Origin of the sequence: Bradyrhizobium retamae (assembly GCF_001440415.1) — a bacterium.
In the GTDB taxonomy this organism is placed as follows: domain Bacteria; phylum Pseudomonadota; class Alphaproteobacteria; order Rhizobiales; family Xanthobacteraceae; genus Bradyrhizobium; species Bradyrhizobium retamae.
The window spans coordinates 75,525-100,085 of record NZ_LLYA01000181.1 but is presented as its reverse complement, the minus strand read 5'-3'; the positions used below and the strand labels follow the sequence as shown (position 1 = coordinate 100,085).

Here is a 24,561-nt window from a genome sequence, read left to right as displayed (position 1 = left end):
CAAGGGTTCGCGCCGTTCATGACCGATCAACCGTCTCCGGCGAAGCTCGGCCTCACTGATGAGGAGCTTGCGGCTCGCCCGACCCTGTTCGCGGCCGATGCACTGAAGGATCAGGTCGTCGTCGTAACGGGCGGCGCCGGCGGCATCGGGCGGGCGATCGCCTGGCTGTTCGCGCGGCTGGGCACGCATGTCGCCGTGGTCGGGCGCGACGGCAGCAAGCTCGACGCGCTCGTCGCCCAATTGACGGGCCGAGGTCTCAAGGCATCCGCGCATGTCGCCGACATCAGGGAGCCCGACCAGGTCAACGCCCTGTTCGATACGATCTGGGCCGCGCAAGGCCGCCTCGACTGCCTCATCAACAGCGCCGGCGGGCAATTTCCCCAAGCTGCGATCGATTTTTCGGTGAAGGGCTGGAACGCCGTCATCAACACCAATCTGACCGGCACCTGGTACATGATGCAGGCCGCCGCGCAACGCTGGCGCGACCACGAGCATCCCGGCAGCATCGTGAACATCGTGGTCGTGACGACGCATGGCCTGTACGGCATCGCGCACACGATTGCCGCGCGCAGCGGCGTCATCGGGCTCTCGCGCGCCGTCGCAGTCGAATGGGCACCGCTGAACATCCGGGTCAATTGCGTGGCACCTGGCGCGATTGAAACCGAAGGCTGGAACGTGTATTCGCCGGAGGCTCGCGCCGCCTACCCGCGCTCGAACCCGATGATGCGCGTCGGCTCGCCTTGGGACGTCGCTGAAGCCACTGTCTTTCTCGCTGGTCCTTCGGCCAAATTCGTCACCGGCGAAACGCTGACCGTGGACGGCGGCGGTCAGCTCTGGGGCGAAACCTGGACCACCGGCAAGCCGGCGTATTTCGGCGGCGACGACAAGTGACGCGCTGAAAGCCGGATTCTTATGACACGCTATCGCCTCGCCATCTTCGACTTTGACGGCACGCTTGCCGATACGATCGACTGGTTTCGCGCCTCCTTTCAGGACGTGACCGCGCGTTTCAATCTCAAGCCGGTCACCCCGGAGGAACTGGAAGGAATGCGCGGGCTGTCCGCGCGGGAAATCATGGCCCGGCTTGGCGTGTCAACGTGGCAGCTTCCGGCCATTGTGAACGACATGCGAAAGCGCAAGCTTACGGCAGCGAACGAGACATCACTGTTTGCCGGCATCCCGGAGATGCTCGCCGACCTTCAGCGCATTGGTGTCAAGACCGCGATCGTCAGCTCCGACAGCGAAGCGTCCGTCCGGCTGGTGCTCGGTCCCGCCACCGCACTGATCCGCCGCTTTGACTGTGGCGCCGCAGTGTTTGGAAAGCACTGGAAGTTTCGACGGGTCGCGGGACGGCTGGACGCAAGGCCCGCGGAAACGATCTGCATCGGCGACGAGATCCGCGACATCGAAGCCGCCAAGGCGGCCGGCATGGATTCGGGCGCGGTGGCGTGGGGCTATGCCACCCCCGCCGCACTGCAAGCAGCGGGACCAACGATCCTGTTCAACTCGATCGAGGAAATGACGCAGAGGCTTGCGGCGGCGAAATAACGCCGCTGGGAGCTTCCGCTGCTTTTTCGCTGCCGGTGGCCATCATCGGCACAGGCACCATCGCGCGAGATGCTGATGGCCCCTCTGGCTGTGCACGAGCACGAACTCCGTCACGGTCCAGGCCACCGGTTCGATCGGATACTCATCCACGCTACGCGCGTCATACAGCAACGTTACATGCGGCGTGAAATTTGTGTTGGCGAGCCGCCTTAATCCTCTGCGCGCCATCGCGACACCAAGCATTTGCCGAAACGACTGCAGCCGGCGCAATCCCTTCTCGCCAATCAGGACAAACGGACGATTGCCCCTCCGCCCGCGAAAGCTTGCTGTTCGATCGAACGAGACCTCGAACGGTTCGGTCCGCAATTCCGTGGCCGCCTCGCAGGCGGCGCAAAGCTGGCGGTCCGGCAGCCCACCCAGCGAAAACAGCGAAACGTGCAGCCGGTCCGGCGCGGTGAGCTTGCCGTTGAAGCAATGGGCGCGCTTGAGCACGCCCGCCAGCCGGTGAATTCGCTCTGCTGTGCCCGCGTCGGGGAGAGCCGCGAGGAATAATCGGCCACTACTAGAACTTGCAAATCCGCCCATGACAACGCAGAACAAATCATGGACATAAGATTGTGGCAAGACCTTAACACAACTCTTCGGCAGGTTCCCGCAGCCTTACAACACACACCCGTAATGCGCCGACGACACCAGCCGGATGTATTTGTCGTGCACCGATCCCGGTCGCACCGCGGCCAACGAGGCCGGCGCGCGCCAGTCGGCCATGCGGCGGGCGATCTCGTCCGCTGACACTTCGAGATTCACGGTGCGGGCGCCTGGGTCGATGACAATGGTGTCACCGTCGCGCACCGCAGCGATCGGGCCGCCCCGCGCGGCTTCCGGCGAGACGTGGCCGATCAGGATGCCGTGCGAGACGCCGGAAAAGCGGCCGTCGGTGATCAGCGCGACATCCTCACCGAGACCCTGTCCCTGCAACTGAATGGTCAGCATTACCATTTCCGGCATACCGGGCCCGCCCACCGGGCCGACATTGCGCACGACAATGACGTTGCCCGGCACGATCTCGCCGGCGCGGATCGCGGCCATCGTATCGGCCTCGGACTCGAATACGCGCGCGGCGCCGCGAAATTGCTCCTTCTCGAGGATCTTGCCCGATAATTTGAGCAGGCAGCTCTCCGGTGCGAGATTGCCCTTCAAGACGCTGATGTGATTGTTCGCCGGCGCGATCGGTTTCGACACCGGGGCAACGATCTCCTGCGGCGGCATCTGCTCCAGCGTCGGAACATCGGCGAGATTTTCTGCAAGCGTCTTGCCGGTCACCGTCATGACGTCGCCATGCAAAAGGCCCGCGCGATGCAGCTCCTTCATGACGACTGGAACGCCGCCGATCGCGTGCAGGCTGCCCATCGCGAACGGACCGTGCGGCTGCAAATTGGCGAGCAGCGGGACGCGCTCGCCGACTTCCTGGATGCGCTCGATCGTGATCGGCACCTGGGCCTCGCGCGCGACCGCGAGCAGATGCAGGTACATGTTGGTCGAGCCGCCCATCGCATAGACGGTCGTGATCGCATTTTCGAAGGCGCGCGCGGTCATGATGTCGCGTGGCCGGATGCCCGCCTGCATCAGCCGGTACAGCGCGTCGACCGAGGCGCGGGCCTGCGCGCGGACATCGGCGTGAATATCGCTGCCGGCATTATAGTCAGCGGGATGCGAGGCGCCGCGCGGCAGCATCATGCCGATCGATTCTGCGATCGTGCTCATGGTGTTGGCCGTAAACATCGCGCCACAGGTACCGCTGCCCGGCATGACGTTGCGCTCGACTTCCAGCAGTTCCTCGCCGGAGAGCCGGCCGGACTCATTGGCGGCGCGCGCCTCGGCGTAATCCATGATCGTCAGATTGTTACCCTTGCTCGCCCATACGCCGAACGAAACGCGGCCCGGCGTGCTGGTGCCGGGATAGAGCACGAGGCCAAAAGCATTCGTCCGCGCCAGCGGCATCAGCGCGGCAGCGCCGGTCTTGTCGCAGCCGGAGATCACGATCATTGCATCGCCGTGATGCGCGTAATGACCGATCTCAAAACAGTCGGCGACGACATCGCGTGAGGCGAGGCTGTAGCCCGCCGTCGGCGTGCCCTGCGTCAACGCATCCGACACCGCCGGCGCGCCGACGACCAGCCCCTGCCCGCCGCGCTCGGCAAGCATTTCCACCAGGAGATCGGTAATGGCGCGCACGCGGTTGTTGCAGCGATGGGCGTTGGTCCAGGCGCTGGCGATGGTTACCACCGCACTAGTCTCCGCAGCACGATCCGGATCAAATCCGGCGGCGCGCAGTTCGACACGCGATCGCTTCCAATAAGTGCTGCTGTCCTGCGTTGTCATCGGGGCGCTCCAGGTCTTCTGATTGACTGCACGGACGTTGGCGTCCGGCCTGATTGACACTGAACGAATTAGCCCGTCTTGCCGTCGTCAAAACTGACGATCACAGCAGCATTGGCGATGATGATAGAGTCGCTTCCGCTCTCGGCAGGAATTTCCAGCCCGCCAGTGACGGCCGTCACGTACACCGTCCCGTACGGCAGCTCCTTGGCTACCGCTGCCGTATCCACCCCGCTCGGGTCCGGTACGGCGATCGTGACGTCGACGAACATATCGTTGGCGGTCTTTCCCAGCATCCGGAAGAAGCCGAGGCTGGAGTGGCGGATGGCGTCCGAGACGGCGCGCTTGGCGGCTTTGGTCGCATCGCGTCCGTGAACGTCGACGCCCATGCCCATTTCGGTGATACAGCGCACGCGTGCCATGGCATTTCCTATCTTATTTTCGTTCGAGTGAGAGACATATCAGCCGTCGACGATTCACGCGAGCGACAGACGAGGTAAGATTAATCTGAACGCAGCCCGCACAGATAGGTGCGTGCAGGAACCGATATCGGCTAAAATCGTTTTCGGTCTGCGTCCAATTCGAGGATCAATCTTGCAAGGCGACTCCGAAATTCTATTCTGGCGCCGAACGGACGTCATCGGCCTGGAGCGATTGATGCTCCATATTTCCGCTGACGCGGTTTTGGCAGAATCGACCGTGACCTGCCTGGAGGACGGCGGTTTTCGCCTCGACCACCGATGGAGACTGACGCCTGACTGGCGAGCTCAATCGCTGGACGTAGACCGATGGGGCCCGGCCGGTCATACTCACCTCACCCTTGAGCGGACGGATGGCGGGTGGTGCGTTAACGGCCAACAACGTCCTGATCTCGACGGTGCGGAAGAGCCCGACCTTTCGGTCACTCCCTTCTGCAACACCTTCCCTATCCGCCGGACACCTGCCGGAGCCCGGCAGAGTCTCACACTCGATACCTGTTTCGTGGACGGTGCGGCCATGACGATACAGCGCTCCCGTCAACGATACGACCGTCTCGGTCCGGATCGGGTGCGTTACGTGGATCTCGGGGTCTCGGCAGGCTTTGAGGCGGAGCTCGAGGTGGATGATCGGGGTCTGGTACTTCGCTATCAGCACCTTTTCGAACGCGTGACACCTGTCTGACGAAGGCATTGCGATAAATCGCTGACTAAAAAGCCACCCATGCCGAGCTGACTAATTTCGCACACCGATGACGATGTCGCGCTGCCGGGCTTCATCGACGCGAGATCAGCTTCAGCCAGGGCGCCGAATGGAAGGCACTCATCAGCAAGTACATCGGTACCATGCCGCCCACCGGCGATGCGTTTGCAGCCGAGCAAAGCGGATCCAGCGGGCCACCGCCAACCACTGCGGTAAGCAGCGCCATGATTGCGAAGGTCGGCGCGGCCGCAAGCGATAGCCACCTGACGATGGCAAGCGCGGCCGCGGCGCCGTCTTGGTCACAGCTCGCAGCGCCTCTCAGGTTGCTGTGAGAGGCCTCGCTCATCCCTTCGTGCCTGCGCTCTGCTTGCGGAACGCGGCCTCTCCGGCGTCCGACACCTCGACCCATCTCTTGTCGGGTGCTGCGCCTTCGACGTAGCTGTCGTGCCAATTCCACCACTTGTAGGTAGGGGTCTGCGGATAGCCCTCCGGCGAATCCTCCCAGACCTCCTGGCGACCGAGCGGTGTGATGTCGAGGTAGTTCCAGGTGCCTCCCATCTGCTCGTCACCGCGGTTGTTGATGAAGTAGGTGCGGTAGATCTTGTTGCCGTCGCGGAAAAACACGTTGGTGCCGTGCCATTCGCCGACATCGAAGTCGGCGTCGAAGCTGTCGGTGATGGTGTACCAGGGGATCAGCTCCCATCCCATTCGCTTCTTCAGGCGCGCGATGTCCGGCTGCGGCGCGCGCGAGGCAAACACGAGCGTGGTATCGCGGGCGTTGAGATGAGCGACATGGGCGACCTGATCGGCCACCATCGAACAGCCGCGGCAGGCATGGTCGGGCCAGCCGAACACGCCGGGCTCGAAGAAGGCGCGGTAGAGGATCAACTGATGACGGCCTTCGAACAAGTCGCGCAAGCTCGCCTGGCCGTTGGGCCCCTCGAACCTGTACTCCTTCTCTACGGCCAGCCACGGCATCCGCCTGCGCTCGGCGGCGAGCGCGTCACGGGCGCGGGTCGTGGCCTTTTCCTTCACGAGCAATTGCTGGCGGGCCGCTTCCCATTCCTGTGCCGAAACGGTGTGAATCTGCATGGCTAACCTCCTGTTTGTTGGGCGTTTGTTACTTGAGCTTCGACTTGCAGCGTCAGGCCGGCAGACGCGCGTCGTATTCCTTCATGAGGCCGCTCCAGCCATCCCAGAACGGCGCCGGCTCCTCTCCGCTCGCACGGGCGACCAGAACATCGAGATGCATGTGCCAACCGGCCATGTGCTTGAGCAGCGTGGCGCGGTCGGGGAAGCGCCGATGGATGACCGTGAGCAGCACGCCCTTGCCTTTGGGCTCCAGTTCGAACGTGACGTCACCGGTACTGTTCCAGGTGATCGACAATTTTCGGGGTGGATCGAATTCGGTAATCCGGCTCTGCATGCGATGCTCGCCGCCAAAGCCGGCCGGGGCCTTGCCGGGCGGATCCGTCAATTCGTCGTTTCGCCAGACGAGTTCGAAGGGCGCGCCGACCTTCGTGTCCATGTCGCCTGCCGCCATCCATTTGCGGCGCAACTCGCTGTCGGTGAGATAGGCCCAGATGCGCTCGATCGGGCCGGGCAGCAGCCGCTGGATTTTCAGCGTCGTGGGCTCGGGCAGGCTGCCGTACGCGTCGGGCTTTGTCGTTGAATTCATCGCTCTACTCCGTCACCGATTTTGATTTGGATTTTGCTTGCGCCCGGTCCTCTTCGCGCAGCAGAGCTTCCAGCCTGTCGAGCTTTGCGGTCCAGAAACGTTCGTAGCGCTTCAGCCATGCATCGGCTTCGGCGAGCCGCGCCGCCTCGAGGCGGCACAGATGGGAGCGGCCACGAATCGTGCGTTTGACGAGGCCGGCGTTTTCCAGCACCCGCACGTGTTTCGAGGCGCCGGCGAAGCTCATGTGAAACGGCGTCGCCAGTTCCCCGATCGTCAGTTCCCGTTCTGCCAGACGACCAAGCATCGCCCTCCGCGTTGGATCCGCGAGGGCGTGAAAAACGGCGTCGAGATGGGCACTACGTTCAACCATGTGGTTTAACATAGTCGCGCAACGCTAATTGTCAACCAATCGGTTTAACGTTTTCGTGATCAGGTTAGGGCTAGCCGTCCGGCACGGTGTACACGGCGCAGGGAGACGCAATGCCGCGCAGCACGTGCGTTCCCAGCGGGATCAGATTTGCGGTGGTTTCGGCGGCGAGTGCGCCTGATATCAGCACCGTTCGGCCGAGCGGCCGACAAAGCCCTTCCAGCCGGCTCACCAGATTGACCGCGGGACCTATCGCCGTGAAATCCAGCCGGTCGGCCGCACCGACATTGCCCCACAGAATTTCACCGAGATGCAATGCCACGCCGAACGACAGCGGCGGCAGCCCCTGCTCTCTCCGTGCGTCGCCGAGATGCGCCATTCCGGCCTGCGCGGAAGCGACGGCCCGGAGCGCAGCGTCGCAGGCATCGCGGGGAGATAGGCCGGTGACCGGAAAGATCGCCAGCACGCCGTCACCGATGAATTTCAACACCTCGCCGCCGAAGGCATGGACAGCGCCGGCAATGCAATCGAACCAGGCGCCGAGCGCGGCAATCACCGCCGCGGGAGGCTCGGCCTCGGACAGTGCCGTGAAGCCGCGCAGATCGGCAAACAGCAGCGCGGCCCGGATCGTCTCGCCGACCTCACGCCGCAGCGGCCCCGTCAGCACGCGCGCAGCGCTCCGCTTGCCGAGATAAGCTTCGAGTGCAGCGGTCACGGTCGCGCGCGCCGAAAGCGCGGCGAGCGGCGCTGCAGCGAAGCGGGCGGCATCGCGCAGGCGATCAGACTCCGATTGCGTGAACGGCCGCGGTCCAATCCAGCCAAGCATCGGCCCGTCAGATGCCGGGCTCACTTTATCTTCATGCACCGCTCCGCCTGCGAGCCCGGCCAACCAGCTCCGGCCAGCGTCGCCGGACAAATCTCCCGCCGTGCCGAATCCCGCCGGAGCGAACCCCACGGCCTCGATCACCGCCCCATTCTCGGCGCGCCATAACCAGGTCCGGCGGGCGACGAGCGGATGCGGCACGGCGAGCGTCAGCGCTCCGCCGGCGAGCGGCACGCCGTCCTCGATCAGGCGCGTGCCGAGTTCGGCGAGGAACCGGTCGGCGCCCGGCGAAGCGCTGGCTTCATCGACCAGCCATGTCAGCGTCGGACTTAGTTGCATGGATTGATCATGCGGCAGCGACGTTGCATTGTCACCCACGGCACTTACCTTAGGCACTCGCTGGTTGCATCAGCGTGTCCTGCCAACGACCCACGAGGCTTTCGATGACTGAATCGTTTGTGCTCCAGCGCGAGACCCACATCGCCGCACCCCGCGCCAGCGTGTTCGCTTTCCTGACGGACCCTGAGAAGATCGTGCAATGGATGGGCAGCGAGGCAGTGACGGAGATGCATCCGGGCGGCATGTACCTCCTGAAAGGCGTCGGCAGCGCCACGGCGCGCGGCGCATTCCGCGAAGTCGTGCCGGTTCACCGTCTCGCCTACAGCTTTGGCTGGGAAGGCAATGAGGAGGTGCCGCCGGGATCGGGCCTGATCGAGATCGATCTGATCGAACGGGACGGCGGCACGCTGTTGCGCATGACCCATAGCGGCCTGCCCACCGAGGCAACCCGCGACGCCCATTCCAAGGGTTGGGCGCATTATCTCCACAGGCTGACCAAGGTAGCCGCCGGCCAGGACCCTGGACCGGACCGCGGACCGAGTGGCACACGCAACGCGTAAGGATGGCGTCGGTAAAGGCGTGCATTGCTGGATGATCAGTCCTGTTTCTTCAACACCGTCACGTGGAGACGGCGCCGGATTTCCATCCCCTGTCGCCGGTAGAGCGCGATGGCCGATTGATTGTTGGTGAAGACGTGCAGGAACGGAATTTCGCCGCGAGACACAATCTGGCGCGAGATGGCGGATAGCAGCATCTGTCCGTAGCCGCGGCCGCGATGGCATGGATGCACGCAGACGGCGGTGATCTCGGTGTATTGAGCCGGCTTCATCCGCTCGCCGGCCATCGCGACAAGCTGGCCGTCGACGCGGATGCCGAGAAAGGTGCCGAGCTCATGGGTCCGCATGCCGAACGGTCCCGGCTTGGTGAGCGCGGTCAGTTCGATCATCGCTGGAACGTCTTCGACACCGAGCGTGACGATATCGACGCCATTGGCTGATGTTTCAACCGGCGTTCCAATCATCTGTTCACCGGTGTCCGCCAGCGCGATCTTGAATTCGGCGGGCGGGTTCACGGGATCCGGCGTGAACAGCACGGCGATGTCCTGCGACGACATCAGCCCGGCGAGCGCTGCAAAGCTTTCAGGCGACATGTCCGCCGTCGCTGCGAAGGGCGTGATCTCGGTCGGATAGCGGCGCGCGCGGGCATCGCCTTCGGCCAATGCCTGCTGCGTGGTCGTGAGCGCCGTCCAGATCGGATAGTCGAGGGGGTGGCTGGAGCTGTCGTGAACGGACATCAGACTACCTTCGTTCTCACTCAATGGCACGACAACTTTAGCGGTAATCACTAACGTCGGCCACCTTGCCGCCCTCCCGGACCTCGGCGGTGTAGCGCCAGATGTCCGGTCGCGAGCCGTCGATATCCGTAAAGCCATAGTGACGGGCGAGTTCGCCGGAGCTGACCGATCTCTGCTTCCACCTGCCGCGATCGGGATCGGCGGCGAGTGTAGCCACGGCGCGGCCGATATAACGCGGCGACTCCGACAGCGCGAAATCGGGCGGCGCCCGGTGCCTGCCGCCTCCCCGCTCTACCAGCGCATCGCGCCAGTTCGTTTCGGTGACGCCGAAATTCTCCAGCATCATCTCGGAGCGCAGCCATCCAGGCGTGATCGCAACCGCCGTGGCCCCGTGCGGTGCGAGTTCGTGACCTTGCGAGAAGGCGAGACGGTTCACGCTCTGCTTGACGAGGTCGTAGAACACCGAGATCCGGTAATGTTGCGCATTGTAGTCGGCGGTGCCGTCGGTGACTTCGACAAGCAGGCCGCCTGCTTTCGCGATCAGCAGCGGCAGCAGATAATGCGATGTCACCAGATGCGTCTCGATGCCGAGCCGCAGAATCCGCAATCCCTTTTGCAGGTCGAGCTTCCAGATCGGCGTATTCCATTCGGCGGGCCCGCCCTTCAGCCGTTCGGCGCCCCAGATGTCGTTCACCAGCACGTCGATGTGGCCATGCTCGGCGCGAATACGCTCGGCCAGCGTCGCGACCTGCAAAGGTTCGAGATGATCAACGGCGATGGCGACGCCTTTGCCGCCGAGGCTGGTCACGAGCTCGGCCGTCTCCTCGATCGTCTCCGGCCGGTCATAATCGGATCGCGTTGGAGCACCGGCGCGAGCGCTGCTACGCCCCGTGCAGATCACCGTCGCGCCCGCCTCTCCCAGCGCGGCGGCAATGCCGCGGCCGGCGCCGCGCGTCGCGCCCGCCACCACGGCGACACGTCCGGCAAGCGCGCCTTCATGTGAGACCATGCTCATCCTCCCCTCTCCTTCACGCGCCGATGCAGTCCGATTGCATCGAAGCGCCTGCGCGCATCATCCCGCTTTCTCTGCCGTCGCCTTGATAAGATTGTCGCGGAGCGTGACGACGTTTTCCTGCAGCCGCGCGAACTCGTCGGGCTTCAGTCCGGTAGAGGCCACGAGTTTCATGTGCATGCCCTTCTCGCGCAGCCGGCGGCCAGCCTCGGTCAGGCTGATGCGCACCTGCCGCTCGTCCGCGGGATCGCGCTGGCGGCGCAGATAGCCCATCTGCTCCAGCTTTTTAAGGATCGGCGTCAGCGTGTTGGATTCCAGGAACATCTTCTCGCCAAGCTCACTCACGGTCTGGCCGTCCTGCTCCCACAACGCCACGATCGCGATCCATTGCGGGTAGGTCAGGCCGAGTTCATCGAGGCCCTTTTTGTAGGCCCGCCCGAAGGCAAGGTTGGCCGAATAGATCGCAAAACACAGGAAGTCGCCAAGCCGCCGCTCGCCTGCCAACGGCCTCGGCTTCTGGCTGGCCTTTGAATTATCTCTCGAATCGTCCCTGGAGCCGGTCCGGGGACCGTCGTTCAGTTTCATGGGAAGTCGTCCTTTCCGACACGAACATGTGAAGTCTCGTATCCATATATATCGCATCCGATTAAATCGGAAGGGTTGACACGACGGGCCCCGGGCGCTTTATATCGCATACGATCTTTTCGTACACGATACAAATACGGTGCGCCGGAACATTTCCCGCCACCACAACATCGAGGAGAGAACCATGTCAGACCTCAAGGAACGCACCGCCACCACTTCGAAGGCCGCTTCGGCGGTCGACCTGAAGCTCGAAGTCATCGTCATCCCGGTTTCCGACGTTGAACGCGCCAAGCAGTTTTATGCAAACCTCGGCTGGCGGCTCGATGCCGATTTCGCCGGCCCTGACGATTATCGCGTGATCCAGTTCACGCCGCCCGGCTCCAACGCCTCGGTCATCTTCGGCAAGAACGTCACCCCTGCCGCGCCCGGCTCCGCGCAGGGCCTCTATCTGATCGTCTCCGACATCGAGGCCGCTCGCAACGAGTTGCTCGGCCGCGGTGTTGCGGTCAGTGAAGCGTTTCACGCCGGCGGCAACGTGCATGTCGGTTCGGATGAGCCCTATCTGTTCGGACGGGTCCGGCTAAGCGGCCCGGATCCGGAACGCGGCAGCTACCGCTCCTATGCCTCGTTCAGCGATCCCGACGGCAATGGCTGGCTGCTGCAGGAAGTCACTACGCGATTGCCCGGGCGCGTCGACGCTAACGCGACGGCCTTCAATTCGTCGGCTGATCTCGCGAGCGCACTGCGCAGTGCGGCGGCTGCCCATGGCGAATACGAGAAGCGCAACGGCGGCCAGCACGATGAGAACTGGCCGGACTGGTACGCCGAATACATCGTGCGCGAGCAGAGCGGCCGGGATCAGGCGGCATGAGCAGGCGAAGCGATCATTGCACGCAAGTTCGATGAATTCCCAAAACCAAAGGAGATCAACATGACTAGGATGAATAAGATGCAACTCATGGCGATGGCGGCGATCGTTGCCGGAGCCGTACTGACGCCGTTTGGCGCTCAGGCGCAGCAGGCGGGGGTCACGCGTACCGATCTGCAGCGGCACGATCTCAGCGCATCCGGACGCGAGGCCATTCAGGTCCGCGTCGACCTCGCCCCCGGCGTGGCGTTCGGCAAGCACACGCATCCCGGCGAGGAGATCATCTATGTCCTTGAGGGCCAGCTCGAGTATCAGGTCGGGGACAAACCGCCGGTCACACTCAAATCCGGCGACGTCCTGTTCATTCCAGCCGGCACACCCCATTCAGCCAGGAATCCCGGCAGCGTCACCGGCAGCGAGCTCGCCACCTACATCGTCGAAAAAGGCAAGCCGTTGCTCACGATGCTGAAGTGACCGTAGCAGCCTGCACCTACGAGGAGAGCCCGACATGATCGAGATTGCGTTGGCATTTGCGGCTGGCCTCCTGACAGCGGCGGCCCCCTGCATCCTGCCACTGCTTCCGGTCTTGCTGGGCGCCTCCATCGGCCGGGAGGACCGGTGGCGGCCGCTCTTTCTCGCGGTCGGGTTCATCATCGCCTTCTCCGGTTTCGCGATCCTGTTCGGCTCTTTCTCGACCGTGCTTGGCTTGTCGCACGACACGCTGCGGACCGTCTCCGTCATCCTGCTTGGCAGCTTCGGCGTATTGCTGTTGTGGCCGCAGCCATACGAGCAACTCATGACGAGGTTTCACGGCCTGCTCTCGTTCGCCGACAACATCGTCGCGCGCGCCGGATCAGGGAATGCAGGGGGCCTCGTTGTTGGACTGGCGCTCGGCGTGCTCTGGACGCCGTGCGCCGGGCCGGTGCTCGGCTCCATTCTCACGCTGATCGCAACAGCGGAAAACCTGGCCCGCGCCGCGCTGCTGCTTGTCATCTACGCTGTTGGAGCCGGCATTCCGATTCTGCTGATCGCCTACGGCGGACAATACGCGACTACGCAAGTGCGTAGGCTTGCGCCCCACACTGTCGCCTTGCAGCGAGCATTTGGTGCGGCGGTGCTCTTGGTCGCGCTGGCATTCTACACGCAATACGACAGCATCATCGCTGTCTGGTTTTCGGTGCTCTATCCGAATCTTCAACTGGGATTATGACAATGCGCAAGCTTCTCAGCCTGATCGTCCTCGCTTTTGTTGCCGTTCTTGCCATCGCACAATTTGGCCCCTCCGCGCTGCTCAGCAGCGAAACCACGCGGCAGGACTCCCGGCCCGCGCCGGAGTTTTCCGGGATTTCCGCCTGGCTGAATTCGCCGCCGCTGACGGTGGAGAGCCTCCGCGGCAAGGTCGTGCTGGTTCAGTTCTGGACCTACTCCTGCATCAACTGCCTTCGCACGTTGCCCTACGTCACCAAATGGCATGAGCAATACAAGGACAAAGGCCTTGTCGTAGTCGGCGTGCACACGCCCGAATTCGCATTCGAGAAGGAACGCGCGAATGTCGAGACTGCCATCAAGCGCCTGGGCATTCATTATCCTGTGGCGCAAGACAATCAGTATCGCACTTGGCGCGCCTTCGGAAATCAGTACTGGCCAGCCGCGTATCTGATCGACGGGTCCGGAACGATCGTTGCGACGCAGTTCGGCGAGGGCGGCTATCAGCAAATGGAAGACGCCATCGCGCGTCTTGTCGGCGAAGCCATGCCCACGGCGCAAACAACCGATCCGGATTTGAGCGCGGTCGCGACGCCTGAGCTGTATTTCGGTTCCGAGAAGAACGATGGCGCCATCGTCGAGTCGCAAGACGCTACGCGCGGCGAACGGGCCTACACGCTGCCGGACAACGTGCCGCCGAACCGGTTCGCCCTCTCCGGCCTCTGGAACGTGACGGGCGATCGCGCCACCTCCTCGGCAGACGGCGACGAAATCCTGCTTCGCTTCAACGCGCCCAAAGTCAATCTGGTCGCTGGCAGCGTCTCGCCGCAGACATTGTCCGTGACTGTCGACGGAACGCCCCAGCCGCCAGTCACCGTCGATGGAAGCAGGCTTTATCCCCTCTACGCCGGCCCCGGTGGCGAGCACGTGTTGCGGCTGAAAGCGCCCAAGCCTGGCCTGAGCGCGTACACCTTTACGTTCGGATGAACGCGACCGCGCGTGCGGTGCCGCGACTTCTGATTCAGCTGTCAAAACAGCGCGGGCGTACGGGGCCGCAGCCTGTGGAGACGTGGCAACCCGTGACTTGACCTGTCAGTCCTCATGCAATATCAATTGTTACATGAAACGAGACAGTAGACTTTCAGGCGTACTCCACGTGCTGCTACACATGGCCGAGCGGAGGGAGCCGGTGACTTCCGAAGCGCTCGCACGGGCAATGGACACCAATCCCGTTGTAATCCGGCGGATCATGTCCGGCCTGCGCGATCAGGGCTATGTGCGATCGGAGAAAGGCCACGGCGGCGGATGGACCCTCGCCCGCGACCTCGCGACGATATCGCTGCGGGATGTCTATCAGGCGCTCGGCCAGCCTTCGCTGTTCGCCATCGGGAACAGAACGGAAGCGCCCGGCTGTCTTGTCGAGCAGGCCGTGAATGCTGCGCTCGACCGGGCGTTCGACGAGGCGGAGGCGCTGTTGCTTTCGCGCCTGACTGCCGTGACGCTTGCAATGTTGAGCGCCGATTTTCAGAAGCGCCTGGGCGACCGGCGCAACCGTCATCGTCTGGAGATCGCCCATGCATCATGACGCGGTCGCCAACGCCATGTTGGCTCACTTCTCCGATCCAGAGGCGGTCACGCGATATGCGGATGGGCCGCCGCGATTCGTGCCCGGCTTTGCGGACCTTCATCGCATGACCCGTATCCTGCTGACGGAGCAGGCCGCGCCAGACGCGCGGGTGCTGGTGCTCGGCGCGGGTGGCGGCCTGGAGTTGAAGGCATTGGCCGAGGCAGAGCCGCGCTGGAGGTTCGTTGGCGTCGATCCCGCCTCCGAGATGCTGAAGCTGGCCGAGCAGACGCTTGGGGCCTTCAATGCGCGCGTGCAGTTGCAGCAGGGCTATATCGACGATGCGCCCGATGGACCGTTCGATGCCGCCACCTGTCTGCTCACGCTGCATTTCCTCGATGTCGACGAACGGCGGCGGACGGCCAGAGAAATCCACCGCCGTCTCAGATCCGGAGCGCCGTTTGTGGCCGCCCATTCCAGTTTTCCGCAGCAGGGCAGCGAGCGGACGCGATGGCTATCGCGCTATGCCGCCTATGCGATCGCCTCCGGCGCCGATCCGAACCAGGCCAACACGGCGCGTGCGGCGGTCGAGGCGCGCTTGCCCGTGCTCAGTCCAGAGCAGGATGCACAAATTCTGCGTGAGGCCGGGTTCCGGGACGTGGAGTTGTTCTACGCCGCCTTTACCTGGCGCGGCTGGATTGCGTATGCGTGAAGCGGGATAGTCTGAATCTTGGTTCCGTTGCCCAACAACCAATCATGACCATCCGTCCGATTGTCCGATATCCCGACCCTCGGCTTGCGCTCGCAGCGCTGCCAGTGACGGTGTTTGACGACGCGCTGCGCGAGCTGGCCAGCGATCTGCTCGAGACGATGCACGCCGCGCCCGGCATCGGGATCACTGCACCGCATATCGGCGTATCCCTGCGGGTCGTGGTGCTCGACCTCGACCCCATCGACGGTGCACGCATCTACGTCAATCCCGAGATCATTTGGGCCTCGCCCGAAATGATCGTGCATCAGGAAGGCAGCGTCTCGATGCCGGGGGTTAATGACGAAGTGCGGCGTCACGCGCGCATTCGGATCAGCTATCACGACATCGACGGCAATTCACACACCGAAGAATCCGATGGGCTCCGCGCCGTCTGCCACCAGCATGAGATCGATCAGCTCAATGGCCTGTTCTGGATTCAGCGCCTGTCCCGCCTGAAGCGCGAGCGGTTGATCAAGCGTTTCGAGAAGATCTCGCGGGGCTGAAGATCGGGCGGAATATGCTCTGCTATTACGCCCTGCCCTGCCTCTACGCTGGCATCGGCACGGGCCGCGCCACCATCATCGGCCTGAACGTCATCATGATCAGGAATGCGCCGAGTCCCATGATCCACGAGCCGATATAGAGCCAGGCGTAGCTGGCGAACGTGTCGTAGATCAAACCGCCGGCCAAGGGTCCAGTCGCCATGCCGAGGCTGCCGGCCATCGCGGTGCCGCCGATCACGGTGCCCATCATCCGCAATGGAAAGTTTTCGCGCACGAGCACGGCATAGAGCGGCATGGTGCCGGCATAGAGGAAGCCGAACAGCGCGGCGACCGCGTAGAACGCCGCGAGATCGCGCACGAAGACATAACCGAGTGCGCCGAACGCCTGCGCCAGCAAGCCAAAGACGAGCACGCGCTTGGCGCCAAAGCGATCGCCGAGTAGGCCGAAGGCGATACGGCCACCCATCCCCGCCAGGCCTTCAATGCTGTAGATGGTGACGGCGGCGATCATCGGGATGCCGCAACTGATGGCGTAGCTTACGGTATGGATGATCGGGCCCGAATGCGTGGCGCAGCAGAAGAAATTCGTCAGCAACAGAATGATGAATTGCGGCGAGCGCAGCGCCTGCGCCAGCGTCATCTCCGGTTCCGCCGCCGCGCTTGATGGCGCGGACGCTCCGCTCTCGAGCGTCGGCGCGCGGCGCACCAGCAATGAAACCGGGATCATGATCACTGCGACGACGAGCGCCACGATCTGCATCGAGGTGCGCCAGTCATGATTCGAGACCAGCCAGGCGGCGAGCGGCGACATTGTCATCGGCGCCATCCCCATGCCGGCGGAGACCAGCGACACTGCCAGGCTGCGGTGGGTATCGAACCAGCCGGTCACGCAAGCCATCATCGGCGCGAAGATCGCGGCGGTGGCGCCGCCGACCATCAGCCCGAAGACGAACTGAAATACGACGAGCGAGGTCGCAAGGCTCGCTAGCCCCAGGCTAGCCGCGAGCACGACCGAACCGGTCAGCACCACCGGCAGCGGCCCCAGCCGGTCGGACAGGTTGCCCCAGATCATGCTGGTGAAGGCCATCGCGAGAAAGCCGATCGTCATCGCGCTGGATACGCCGGTTACCGACCAGCCGGTATCCCGCGCGATCGGCTGCAAAAACACCGGCAGCGAAAACATGCCCCCGATCGCGACACAGCCAAGCAGGCCCCCGGCCGCGACAATCACCCAGCGATAGCGCGAATTGGTCATTCTGATCTCCTGACAGCCTCTTCGGCTGAAAGACGAACGGAACGTGCCGGAGCCGACAGGCCGAGGGCCGCCGCAGCTCACTTTTTTGCGAGCGAGGTGGATTCGTTCTGCTGACACATCTGGCCTTCCATATCTTACCGCTTGCCAGCGAGCCCTGCGGAACATCACGGACGTTTTTCTTGCGCGAGGATAAGGCTTTATTATCTGCGACGGGGCTACGCCCAAGCTCAAAACGTCCGGAGAAGGCAGCGTGCGAGCTACGAGCAACCGCCTAACCGTCATTGGAGCGCCGACAAGCGCCGGGGCATATGCCCCTGGACAGGAGAAAGCACCCGAAACATTTCGACGCCATGGATGATTCCCGCCTTGGAGCGGGTCGGATGGCAAGTTCGCGATATGGGCGACATTCCTTATTTTCGTTGGCGTCCGGACCCCGGCAATCCGAAGGCGATGAACCTGGGAGCTGTGCGCGACGCCGCGGGAGCCGTCTCCCAGCGCGTCGCGCGCGCTATGGCGGATAGCGAGGCGGCACTCGTCCTTGGCGGCGACTGCACCATCGAACTAGGAGTCGTTGCCGGCACGCTGATCGACAATGCTTCGGTTGGGTTGATCTATATCGATGGTGACGCAGATCTCAACGTGCCAGAAACCGCCGAAGGTTCACTTGACTGGACTGGTATCGCCCACATGCTTGACCTACCCGGCGCGCTTCCTGATCTGAGCGGTCTCGCATCGAGACGGCCAATGCTTCGTCCCTCCGAGGTGCTGCTATTCGGCGCTCATGAAATCACAGCGCCCGAGTCAAGAACGATCGCGAGCAATAACGTTAGACACATCGCTTTGGCGGAGATCAAAGCAGACCCGGCGTCTGCAGCCGAACAAGCAAGGGCGTGGGGACGCCGGTTTGATCGTCTGCTTGTCCATATCGACATTGATGTGCTTGCGTTCACGTCGTTTCCGATTGCCGAGAACGTCCGCTACGGAGCGCGCGGCACCGGGCTCGAATTGGAGGAGCTTGGTAAGATACTCGATATCCTCCTGGCAGCACCGAACTGGCGTGCACTTACCATAGCCGAGTTGAATCCAGATCACGCACCTGATGAGACCGCCGCATTTGGCAGCCTCATTGCTATGCTGACGCAGGCACTCGCACCCGTTGCAGCCGCTGATAGGTAGGAACTACGCGATCGGAGTATGTGCCAGGCCGCCCCGTGTATCCGTGACCCAAGCTTTCTCAACGGTGAGCATTTTGCAAGCTCAATCCACCATTGCTGGTCGGGAAGAAATTGCCGTGGAAGCCAAAAGGGATTTTATGGGGGCATTCCGCCCGAGCGATCTCGGTCATGCGAGTTGCATCGAGAACGAGGAGAAACGACCTGTCGTTCCGCCCGTCCAGAACGACCGAAAGCAACACGCCCTCAGCTTCGTTGCCAGCATCCGGCGCGGCGACGAACACGGGCTCTCCCGGATAGCATCCAGGCTCTGCCCAGACGGAGCACTCGCCCGTCTCCACGTCGATCCGGACAAGGCTGTCGAGGAAGTTGCCCGGCTGTCGATTTCCCGTGCCCCAGACCACACGGTAGGACTCTCCCGCGACCCTGCCATAGTCGACCCGAGGCAGTTCGATTGCCGTGGTGGTGATCTGACGTTTCTGCGCGGCGCAATTTGCCGTGCCGAGCGGAACGACATAGCGAGAAAGCGAGCCCACCGCGTCGACCGGCTTACCGGCGCGCAAACGCGAGAGGTAGAGCTGATCGATGATACCGGCGTCGGGGTAAGTGACGAGGTCGAGCACGAGCTCGCCGCCTCGCTCATAGGCATTGACATGATGAAACGCGAAGATTGCTTCGGCTTCCGCAGTGGCGATCCGTCGGCCAGTATCCTTCTCGACGACCTGGAAGCGCAGCCCGCGCTCCGGTTGCCACCGATAATTCTTGATGAAGGGTTCGCCGCTTAGGAGCAACCGCAGCGGGCTGACCACCAGCGGGAACTCCGCCAGGACGAGATAGCGCCTGGTCATCGCGAAACTATGCATGTACGCCGGCCGATCCACGGGTAAATCGGCGATCGTGGTTTCAGCGCCGTCCTCGTCGGCCACGCGAAACAGCCGGTACCGACTTCGCCGGCCGAATTCCACCACATAGCTGAACTGGCAGCGGCGGGTGGCGTCATGGTGCGGATGAGCAATCGAGATCTGGCCGCCAAGCTGCTTGCCGTATTCGTAATGTCCCCATGTTTGGAGAGTTTCGGAATCGAACCGCACTGGCAGGGTCGTTTCCGTGAGCGCCACCAACGATCCACCAAGAGCGTTGACGCTGACGTTGCAATTGTCGGTCGGCTTATCGAAAAATCTGGAGAGCACTCTGCCGAACAGCGTCCGACAGGGGTCGCTTGCGAACTCGCCGCGGCTCAAGCGTCCGGATCGCCGCTGTTCCCGATAGTTCGCCGAACGGATGAACCGGTTCGCATAGGAGACCTTGCCGTCGACGAAGGCAAACCGGTGCAGCATGGCGAGACCGTCGAACCAGTGGTTCACGGTTTGCTTGTCGAGGTCGAATTTGGCCGGCGCTGTCCGGAGCAACGCGCCCGACAGCCATGTCGGTCCGGTGCCGATGACGGGAAGGCTCTCGACCGCAACCTCGCGGTCGAGATCAGCAAAGCCTTTGGCAAACATGGCGGTCATGGCGTTATCCGGGTCTACCGGCTAACGCACAGGCGCGCGATTTGGTCCCGCTCGGCGCCTCGCCCTCCGTCCTGAGACTAGAAGATGAGGGATCGATGGGCGGCCACGCCGGCCATGCTTCCGTCTGATACGGCGAGCGCGATCGATCCGGCGGCGCGCGCAACATCACCGCAGGCAAATACGCCGGGAACTGAAGTTTGCTGCTGCTCGTCAACCCCGATGAATTTTCCGACCGGCCCGTCCTTCAAGTCGCAGCCAAGCTGTTCGGTCAACGGCCCTCCTATCGTCCGGCTAGCTGTAAAGATGCCGGCGAACTCAATCATGCGGCCATTTGCGAGTTCAACGGTCGGACGCTCTCCGAATATCCGCTGAACGCGCTCCTCCTCCACCGAGGCTCCACGCCTGGCCAAAGCGGACAGTTGCGCTTCGTCGGGTACAAAGCTGTCGTTGATCAGCAGCGTGGTTGGCCCCCAGTCGGGCAGCATCATGGCATGATGCATGGAGATCGCACCGACCGCCAAGACGCCGATCGGGCCTCGTTCGAGTTCGTAACCATGACAATAAGGGCAGTGGAAAATCGAACTGCCCCACCGCTCGGCGAGACCAGGGATATCAGGCAGGACATCGACGACACCACCGGCGAGAATCAGCCGCTTGCCGTGGAAGGTGTCGTTATGCGTCTCGACGTAAAATCCCGCCTCCGTGCGTCCCACCTTTGACGCAGATCCCTTCAGCGTCGCGACGGTGACATAGCGCGCCAACTGGCTTGCTGCCTCAGCGATGATCTCACCCGGCGCAGCGCCGTCTCTCCCGAGAAAGCCATGAGAGGCCGATGCAAAGCGGTTGCGTCGCTGACCCGCATCAATGACGAGTACGGTCCGCCGCGCCCGCCCCAGTTGAAGCGCCGCCGAGAGGCCGGCGAAACTGCCGCCGACAACAATGACATCGAAGTTCATGGTGATCTCCCATCCTAATCGTAACTATTACTAGTACGATATTGTAGGCATCAACGAAATTTGTCACTGTGTCAGTTGCGGAACCGATGGAAGCGGTCTAAATTGCGATGACGTCAAGCGAGGTTCCGCCGTGAGCAAGGACACAAGGCTCGCCCGTGTTGCGCATGTCCTGGTTCACATGAGCTTCAACGAGGGCACAGCAACATCCGAGACGATCGCGGCGATGCTCGATACCAACCCGGTCGTCGTCAGGCGCATCATGGGAGCGCTGCGCGAAGGTGGCTATGTGTCATCGGAGCGTGGGCCGAACGGCGGATGGCGGCTGGAACGGCCGCTCCGTGAGATCACGTTTTTGAACATCTACAGGGCATTCGACCCGGGCTCGCCCTTCACCATCGCAACCAGCGATGATCATCCGAAATGCGTCGTCGAGCGCGCCGCCAACCGCGCTTTGTCGCTTGCATTGTCCGAAGCCGCGGCCCGTTTTGAGCAGTCTCTTTCGAAGATCACGCTTGACCAACTGCTGCCGAGAAAGACTTAGGGCTGCAGCGACTCTATTCGAGGCAAGCGATATTACTGGCGTCGAAAGATCATCCCGCCGTGATGGAGGGTATCCTTGTCGACGAAGTTGCCGTCAGCGGTAAAACCGGTGTCGTCCCAATAATCGATGTGATTGCCCTTGATCTCGTAGCGGCCTTGATAGGCGCTCTTGCGCGTGCCGCGGGCTTCGTCGTAGCGGCCGTTCGGAAGAAGCTCATGGCGAATGTGGCCGCCATCGGTCACCCACATGCCAACATAGGGATGCTGCGTCATTGCTTTCTCCATCGATCGCTGTTCGGGTTTACTGGTTGTTGCGGCCTCACCGGAAGCGACAGCCACCGATAGTCCGAGGACACAAAGGGATTCCACGATCAGCGCACCTACTATGGCCAGACGACAGGTCATCTCGTTTTCCCTCAAATGATCGGCCGTCTTACTGCTGAGGCGCGGGAATGCGCCGCACGACATCTTCGTACGGCGCGAGGTCGAGATAGGCCGTCACCTCTGTTGCCTTTCCGTCGTGCATGCGAAAGATCCAGGCATAACTGTTGCTGTAGCCCCGGCCGTCGCGGGCGACCCCACTCCCCTCCCAGTGAGCGATCACATGATCGCCATCGGCAAAGACCCGCACGGCTGTTGGACGGACGGGCGTGGACAATCTCGCCGCGAATGGGCGGACGGCTCGCTCCAGAAAGGCCTCACGTCCCTCGAACTCCCCGGCGGCTGGACTCGATCCTTTGATCCTCCAGACGACATTCTCGGCGAGCACGTCGTTGAAGAAGGACGTTCCGCCCGCCACCCAGCGATGAAAGGCTTCGGCGACCACTCGCTTGTTGTCACCTTCCGCCGTGCTTGGCTGACCGCAAGGGGCAGCCGTGGTCAGGCTGGAAGCGGTGAACATTGCGGCGCACAGGCACCATGCGAGCGCGCGAGTTGCCAGGGCTCTCATGAATTTCTCCTTTGCTGCTGTACTTCTTCTTCAATCCCGCGGGGCGACGGACGCGCCGCCGAAGATGAGCTGCTGAACCATGGGACGGCCGACGAAGCGGATGGGAAAAGATCGGGTCGGGCGCGCTCGCCTGATTGAGCCGATCGAGATGATCAGGCGACCGTGCGACCCCGAGGGCACCGAGATTGTCCTCTGCCTGGGCAAATGTGCGCACACCATGACAGGCGACGTGACGGCAGGGTTCGCAAGCGTCCAGGCGATCGCCACCTGGGACGGGCTCGCGCCGACTTCCTCGGCCACAGCACTACATCGGCGATTTCGATGGACCGCTCATTGAGATGGCCGGACGACGCAATGACGCCCTTGCGTGTCGGTGAGATGCTTGCGTCGCGCGAGTCCGCAATATCCGACGGCGCGTACTTGCCGGTCAATACGCCGCCGCCGAGCGGCGACCAGGGCAGCACGCCCATGCCGAGCGCTTCCGCCATCGGAATGAGCTCATGCTCGACCGTGCGCTCGACCAGGCTGTATTCGATCTGCAGCACCACGAAAGCTGACCAGCCGCGGAGATCGGCGATCGTCTGCATCTGGGAGATGCGCCAGGCCGGCGTATTGCAGATGCCGACGTAGTGGACCTTGCCTGATCGCGCCAGATCGTCGAGCCCCCGCATCACCTCGTCGCACTGCGTGGTCATGTCCCAGCCGTGCAGGTAGAATAGGTCGATGCGGACGGTGTTGAGTTGCCGCAGGCTCTGCTCCACCGACCGCACCATATTGAGTCGGTGGTTGCCTCCCGAGTTCGGGTTGCCCGGCTCGCGCGCCATGGTGAACTTGGTCGCGAGCACGATACGTTCGCGCGTGTCCTTGATGAACTCGCCGACAATGCGCTCGGAGGCGCCGTCGGTGTAGTTCACGGCGATATCGACGAAGTTGCCCCCGCGATCGACGTAAAGATCGAAGATCCGACGCGCCTCGCCCGCGTCGGCGCCCCAGCCCCAGTCCGGACCAAAGGTCATCGTGCCGAGCGCGATTGGGGATACCCGCAGTCCGGACCGTCCGAGCAGACGGTAATGATCCAGAGACGTCATTGTCGGTGCCTCCAACTTCTATCGAGACGCACATACGACGAGACAATCGGTGAAACAATTTGCTCAATCATGACCAGCTTGGTAAGTGTGCCTAACCAATGACGATCGACCTGAACCTCGTTTCCGTTTTCCTGGCGGTCGCCGACGCGAAAAGCTTTCGCGGCGCGGCCGAGCGGCTGGGCGTGACCCGCTCGGCGGTGAGCCAGGCGATCCGGCGAATGGAAGACCGGATGGGCGTGGCGCTCGTGCAGCGGACAACGCGCAGCGTGAGCCTGACCGAGGCCGGCGTGCGACTGCACCAGCGCGTCGCGCCAGCCATTGCAGAAGTCGAACTCGCCCTCGACACCGCGCAGGATCGCGACGCCAAGCCGACAGGACAGCTACGGCTCGCGGTATCCTCGATCGCCGAGCGCTTCATCTGCGGGCCGCTGCTTGCGAGCTTTACGCACGCTTATCCAGCCGTGCGGATCGACATCACAGTCACCGACGAGGAGTTCGATATCGTCGCCGAGGGCTACGATGCTGGCGTTCGCCTTGGCGAAGTGATCGAGCAGGACATGATCGCGGTGCCGGTTTCGGGCGACCAGCGCCAGATGGTCGTGGCTGCGCCGTCGTATCTGGCGCGCTTCGGCACGCCAACGCACCCGACCGAGCTTGCGCAGCACTGTTGCATCGGTTGGCGTCCTGCGCCTGACGTGGCGCCCTATCGCTGGGAGTTCGAGGAAGACGGCCGCGAGTTCGACGTCGCCGTCAATCCCAGGATCACGACGAATGACATGTGGGTCATGGTGCGGACCGCTTGCGCCGGCGGCGGCCTGACGTTCGGCATGGACGAGACGTTCCGCCCCTACATCCAGCGCGGCGAGCTGGTGCCGCTGCTGGAGCAGTATTGCCCGCCCTTTCAGGGCTTTTTCCTCTATTTCGCGGACCGACGAAATCTGCCGCCAAAACTGCGCGCGCTGATCGACCACGTGCGATATCGCCCTTGACGGAG

The 24,561-nt window shown here is 62.9% G+C and carries 31 protein-coding genes; 14 read left to right on the top strand and 17 right to left on the bottom strand.

Annotation, left to right across the window (positions count from 1 at the left end):
• Nucleotides 1–18: 18 nt before the first annotated feature.
• On the top strand, nucleotides 19–891 hold the full coding sequence (locus CQ13_RS29635; protein WP_057846362.1) for an SDR family oxidoreductase: 873 nt from the start codon (nucleotides 19–21) through the stop codon (nucleotides 889–891).
• A 21-nt stretch (nucleotides 892–912) separates the two neighbouring features.
• Nucleotides 913–1,548, top strand: coding sequence for an HAD-IA family hydrolase (locus CQ13_RS29630; protein ID WP_057846361.1), 636 nt, complete (start codon nucleotides 913–915; stop codon nucleotides 1,546–1,548).
• 42 nt (nucleotides 1,549–1,590) lie between these two features.
• On the opposite strand, the gene CQ13_RS29625 is transcribed toward CQ13_RS29630, so the two are convergent.
• The 3 genes from CQ13_RS29625 to CQ13_RS29615 all read right to left on the bottom strand — a co-directional run bounded on the left by CQ13_RS29625 (nucleotide 1,591) and on the right by CQ13_RS29615 (nucleotide 4,349).
• Nucleotides 1,591–2,133: a 2'-5' RNA ligase family protein gene (locus tag CQ13_RS29625; RefSeq protein WP_063800179.1), complete on the bottom strand. Its 543-nt coding sequence runs from the start codon at nucleotides 2,131–2,133 to the stop codon at nucleotides 1,591–1,593.
• A gap of 75 nt (nucleotides 2,134–2,208) precedes the next feature.
• Nucleotides 2,209–3,930, bottom strand: a complete 1,722-nt coding sequence (gene ilvD / locus CQ13_RS29620) for a dihydroxy-acid dehydratase (RefSeq protein WP_057846529.1) — start codon at nucleotides 3,928–3,930, stop codon at nucleotides 2,209–2,211.
• A gap of 68 nt (nucleotides 3,931–3,998) precedes the next feature.
• A complete protein-coding gene (locus CQ13_RS29615) occupies nucleotides 3,999–4,349 on the bottom strand; it encodes a Lin0512 family protein (RefSeq protein WP_057846359.1) in 351 nt (116 codons plus the stop codon).
• A 112-nt stretch (nucleotides 4,350–4,461) separates the two neighbouring features.
• Here CQ13_RS29615 and CQ13_RS41690 point away from each other — a divergent pair, with 112 nt between their 5' ends.
• Nucleotides 4,462–5,088, top strand: coding sequence for a putative glycolipid-binding domain-containing protein (locus CQ13_RS41690; protein WP_283807538.1), 627 nt, complete (start codon nucleotides 4,462–4,464; stop codon nucleotides 5,086–5,088).
• Between the two features lie 91 nt (nucleotides 5,089–5,179).
• Here the strand turns inward: CQ13_RS41690 and CQ13_RS29605 are convergent, their stop codons facing one another.
• The 5 genes from CQ13_RS29605 to CQ13_RS29585 all read right to left on the bottom strand — a co-directional run bounded on the left by CQ13_RS29605 (nucleotide 5,180) and on the right by CQ13_RS29585 (nucleotide 8,313).
• On the bottom strand, nucleotides 5,180–5,452 hold the full coding sequence (locus CQ13_RS29605; protein WP_057846357.1) for a hypothetical protein: 273 nt from the start codon (nucleotides 5,450–5,452) through the stop codon (nucleotides 5,180–5,182).
• Nucleotides 5,449–6,198: a DUF899 domain-containing protein gene (locus CQ13_RS29600; RefSeq protein WP_057846356.1), complete on the bottom strand. Its 750-nt coding sequence runs from the start codon at nucleotides 6,196–6,198 to the stop codon at nucleotides 5,449–5,451. Before CQ13_RS29600 ends, CQ13_RS29605 begins: the two co-directional genes overlap by 4 nt.
• 52 nt (nucleotides 6,199–6,250) lie before the next feature.
• Nucleotides 6,251–6,784, bottom strand: coding sequence for an SRPBCC family protein (locus CQ13_RS29595; protein ID WP_057846355.1), 534 nt, complete (start codon nucleotides 6,782–6,784; stop codon nucleotides 6,251–6,253).
• 4 nt (nucleotides 6,785–6,788) lie between these two features.
• Nucleotides 6,789–7,154: an ArsR/SmtB family transcription factor gene (locus CQ13_RS29590; RefSeq protein WP_057846528.1), complete on the bottom strand. Its 366-nt coding sequence runs from the start codon at nucleotides 7,152–7,154 to the stop codon at nucleotides 6,789–6,791.
• Between the two features lie 70 nt (nucleotides 7,155–7,224).
• Nucleotides 7,225–8,313: an adenylate/guanylate cyclase domain-containing protein gene (locus CQ13_RS29585; protein WP_057846354.1), complete on the bottom strand. Its 1,089-nt coding sequence runs from the start codon at nucleotides 8,311–8,313 to the stop codon at nucleotides 7,225–7,227.
• 104 nt (nucleotides 8,314–8,417) lie between these two features.
• Between CQ13_RS29585 and CQ13_RS29580 the strand changes: the two genes are divergently transcribed.
• A complete protein-coding gene (locus CQ13_RS29580; RefSeq protein WP_057846353.1) occupies nucleotides 8,418–8,873 on the top strand; it encodes an SRPBCC family protein in 456 nt (151 codons plus the stop codon).
• A gap of 35 nt (nucleotides 8,874–8,908) precedes the next feature.
• Here the strand turns inward: CQ13_RS29580 and CQ13_RS29575 are convergent, their stop codons facing one another.
• Genes CQ13_RS29575 through CQ13_RS29565 form a run of 3 tightly spaced genes read right to left on the bottom strand, consistent with a single transcriptional unit; the run spans nucleotide 8,909 to nucleotide 11,204 of the window.
• A complete protein-coding gene (locus CQ13_RS29575) occupies nucleotides 8,909–9,607 on the bottom strand; it encodes a GNAT family N-acetyltransferase (protein ID WP_057846352.1) in 699 nt (232 codons plus the stop codon).
• Between the two features lie 37 nt (nucleotides 9,608–9,644).
• Nucleotides 9,645–10,622 (bottom strand): SDR family oxidoreductase, encoded by a 978-nt coding sequence (locus CQ13_RS29570; RefSeq protein ID WP_057846351.1) that lies wholly within the window; start codon nucleotides 10,620–10,622, stop codon nucleotides 9,645–9,647.
• 57 nt (nucleotides 10,623–10,679) lie between these two features.
• Entirely contained in the window at nucleotides 10,680–11,204 is a 525-nt protein-coding gene (locus CQ13_RS29565; RefSeq protein WP_082637710.1) for a MarR family winged helix-turn-helix transcriptional regulator, read from the bottom strand.
• A gap of 184 nt (nucleotides 11,205–11,388) precedes the next feature.
• Here CQ13_RS29565 and CQ13_RS29560 point away from each other — a divergent pair, with 184 nt between their 5' ends.
• From CQ13_RS29560 to CQ13_RS29530, 7 genes are all read left to right on the top strand, one after another.
• Nucleotides 11,389–12,075 (top strand): VOC family protein, encoded by a 687-nt coding sequence (locus CQ13_RS29560; protein WP_057846349.1) that lies wholly within the window; start codon nucleotides 11,389–11,391, stop codon nucleotides 12,073–12,075.
• 69 nt (nucleotides 12,076–12,144) lie between these two features.
• Nucleotides 12,145–12,546, top strand: a complete 402-nt coding sequence (locus tag CQ13_RS29555) for a cupin domain-containing protein (protein ID WP_057846348.1) — start codon at nucleotides 12,145–12,147, stop codon at nucleotides 12,544–12,546.
• Between the two features lie 34 nt (nucleotides 12,547–12,580).
• Nucleotides 12,581–13,282, top strand: coding sequence for a cytochrome c biogenesis CcdA family protein (locus CQ13_RS29550; protein ID WP_057846347.1), 702 nt, complete (start codon nucleotides 12,581–12,583; stop codon nucleotides 13,280–13,282).
• 2 nt (nucleotides 13,283–13,284) lie between these two features.
• Nucleotides 13,285–14,265 carry a thioredoxin family protein gene (locus CQ13_RS29545; RefSeq protein ID WP_057846346.1) on the top strand — a complete coding sequence of 327 codons (981 nt, stop codon included), beginning with the start codon at nucleotides 13,285–13,287 and terminating at the stop codon, nucleotides 14,263–14,265.
• A 133-nt stretch (nucleotides 14,266–14,398) separates the two neighbouring features.
• Nucleotides 14,399–14,863, top strand: a complete 465-nt coding sequence (locus CQ13_RS29540) for an Rrf2 family transcriptional regulator (RefSeq protein ID WP_057846345.1) — start codon at nucleotides 14,399–14,401, stop codon at nucleotides 14,861–14,863.
• Nucleotides 14,853–15,554 carry a class I SAM-dependent methyltransferase gene (locus CQ13_RS29535; protein WP_057846344.1) on the top strand — a complete coding sequence of 234 codons (702 nt, stop codon included), beginning with the start codon at nucleotides 14,853–14,855 and terminating at the stop codon, nucleotides 15,552–15,554. Before CQ13_RS29540 ends, CQ13_RS29535 begins: the two co-directional genes overlap by 11 nt.
• A 44-nt stretch (nucleotides 15,555–15,598) precedes the next feature.
• Complete coding sequence (locus CQ13_RS29530) at nucleotides 15,599–16,096, top strand: peptide deformylase (RefSeq protein ID WP_057846343.1); 498 nt, start codon at nucleotides 15,599–15,601, stop codon at nucleotides 16,094–16,096.
• Nucleotides 16,097–16,139: 43 nt separating this feature from the next.
• Here CQ13_RS29530 and CQ13_RS29525 read toward each other — a convergent pair whose 3' ends face one another.
• A complete protein-coding gene (locus CQ13_RS29525) occupies nucleotides 16,140–17,351 on the bottom strand; it encodes an MFS transporter (protein WP_057846342.1) in 1,212 nt (403 codons plus the stop codon).
• 354 nt (nucleotides 17,352–17,705) lie between these two features.
• Here CQ13_RS29525 and CQ13_RS29520 point away from each other — a divergent pair, with 354 nt between their 5' ends.
• Nucleotides 17,706–18,527: an arginase family protein gene (locus CQ13_RS29520; protein ID WP_057846341.1), complete on the top strand. Its 822-nt coding sequence runs from the start codon at nucleotides 17,706–17,708 to the stop codon at nucleotides 18,525–18,527.
• 58 nt (nucleotides 18,528–18,585) lie between these two features.
• On the opposite strand, the gene CQ13_RS29515 is transcribed toward CQ13_RS29520, so the two are convergent.
• Both CQ13_RS29515 and CQ13_RS29510 read right to left on the bottom strand, forming a co-directional pair.
• Nucleotides 18,586–20,034, bottom strand: coding sequence for a carotenoid oxygenase family protein (locus CQ13_RS29515; protein ID WP_057846340.1), 1,449 nt, complete (start codon nucleotides 20,032–20,034; stop codon nucleotides 18,586–18,588).
• A 77-nt stretch (nucleotides 20,035–20,111) separates the two neighbouring features.
• Nucleotides 20,112–20,990: an NAD(P)/FAD-dependent oxidoreductase gene (locus CQ13_RS29510; protein WP_057846339.1), complete on the bottom strand. Its 879-nt coding sequence runs from the start codon at nucleotides 20,988–20,990 to the stop codon at nucleotides 20,112–20,114.
• 130 nt (nucleotides 20,991–21,120) lie between these two features.
• On the opposite strand from CQ13_RS29510, the gene CQ13_RS29505 reads away from it, so the two are divergent.
• Nucleotides 21,121–21,531, top strand: coding sequence for an Rrf2 family transcriptional regulator (locus tag CQ13_RS29505; protein ID WP_156433982.1), 411 nt, complete (start codon nucleotides 21,121–21,123; stop codon nucleotides 21,529–21,531).
• Nucleotides 21,532–21,563: 32 nt separating this feature from the next.
• On the opposite strand, the gene CQ13_RS40245 is transcribed toward CQ13_RS29505, so the two are convergent.
• The 3 genes from CQ13_RS40245 to CQ13_RS29490 form a co-directional block, all read right to left on the bottom strand.
• A complete protein-coding gene (locus CQ13_RS40245; protein ID WP_063800177.1) occupies nucleotides 21,564–21,935 on the bottom strand; it encodes an Atu4866 domain-containing protein in 372 nt (123 codons plus the stop codon).
• Between the two features lie 28 nt (nucleotides 21,936–21,963).
• Nucleotides 21,964–22,479, bottom strand: coding sequence for a nuclear transport factor 2 family protein (locus tag CQ13_RS29495; RefSeq protein WP_057846338.1), 516 nt, complete (start codon nucleotides 22,477–22,479; stop codon nucleotides 21,964–21,966).
• 152 nt (nucleotides 22,480–22,631) lie between these two features.
• Complete coding sequence (locus tag CQ13_RS29490; RefSeq protein ID WP_347337067.1) at nucleotides 22,632–23,567, bottom strand: aldo/keto reductase; 936 nt, start codon at nucleotides 23,565–23,567, stop codon at nucleotides 22,632–22,634.
• 98 nt (nucleotides 23,568–23,665) lie between these two features.
• Here CQ13_RS29490 and CQ13_RS29485 point away from each other — a divergent pair, with 98 nt between their 5' ends.
• Nucleotides 23,666–24,556: a LysR family transcriptional regulator gene (locus tag CQ13_RS29485; RefSeq protein ID WP_057846337.1), complete on the top strand. Its 891-nt coding sequence runs from the start codon at nucleotides 23,666–23,668 to the stop codon at nucleotides 24,554–24,556.
• Nucleotides 24,557–24,561: the final 5 nt, after the last annotated feature.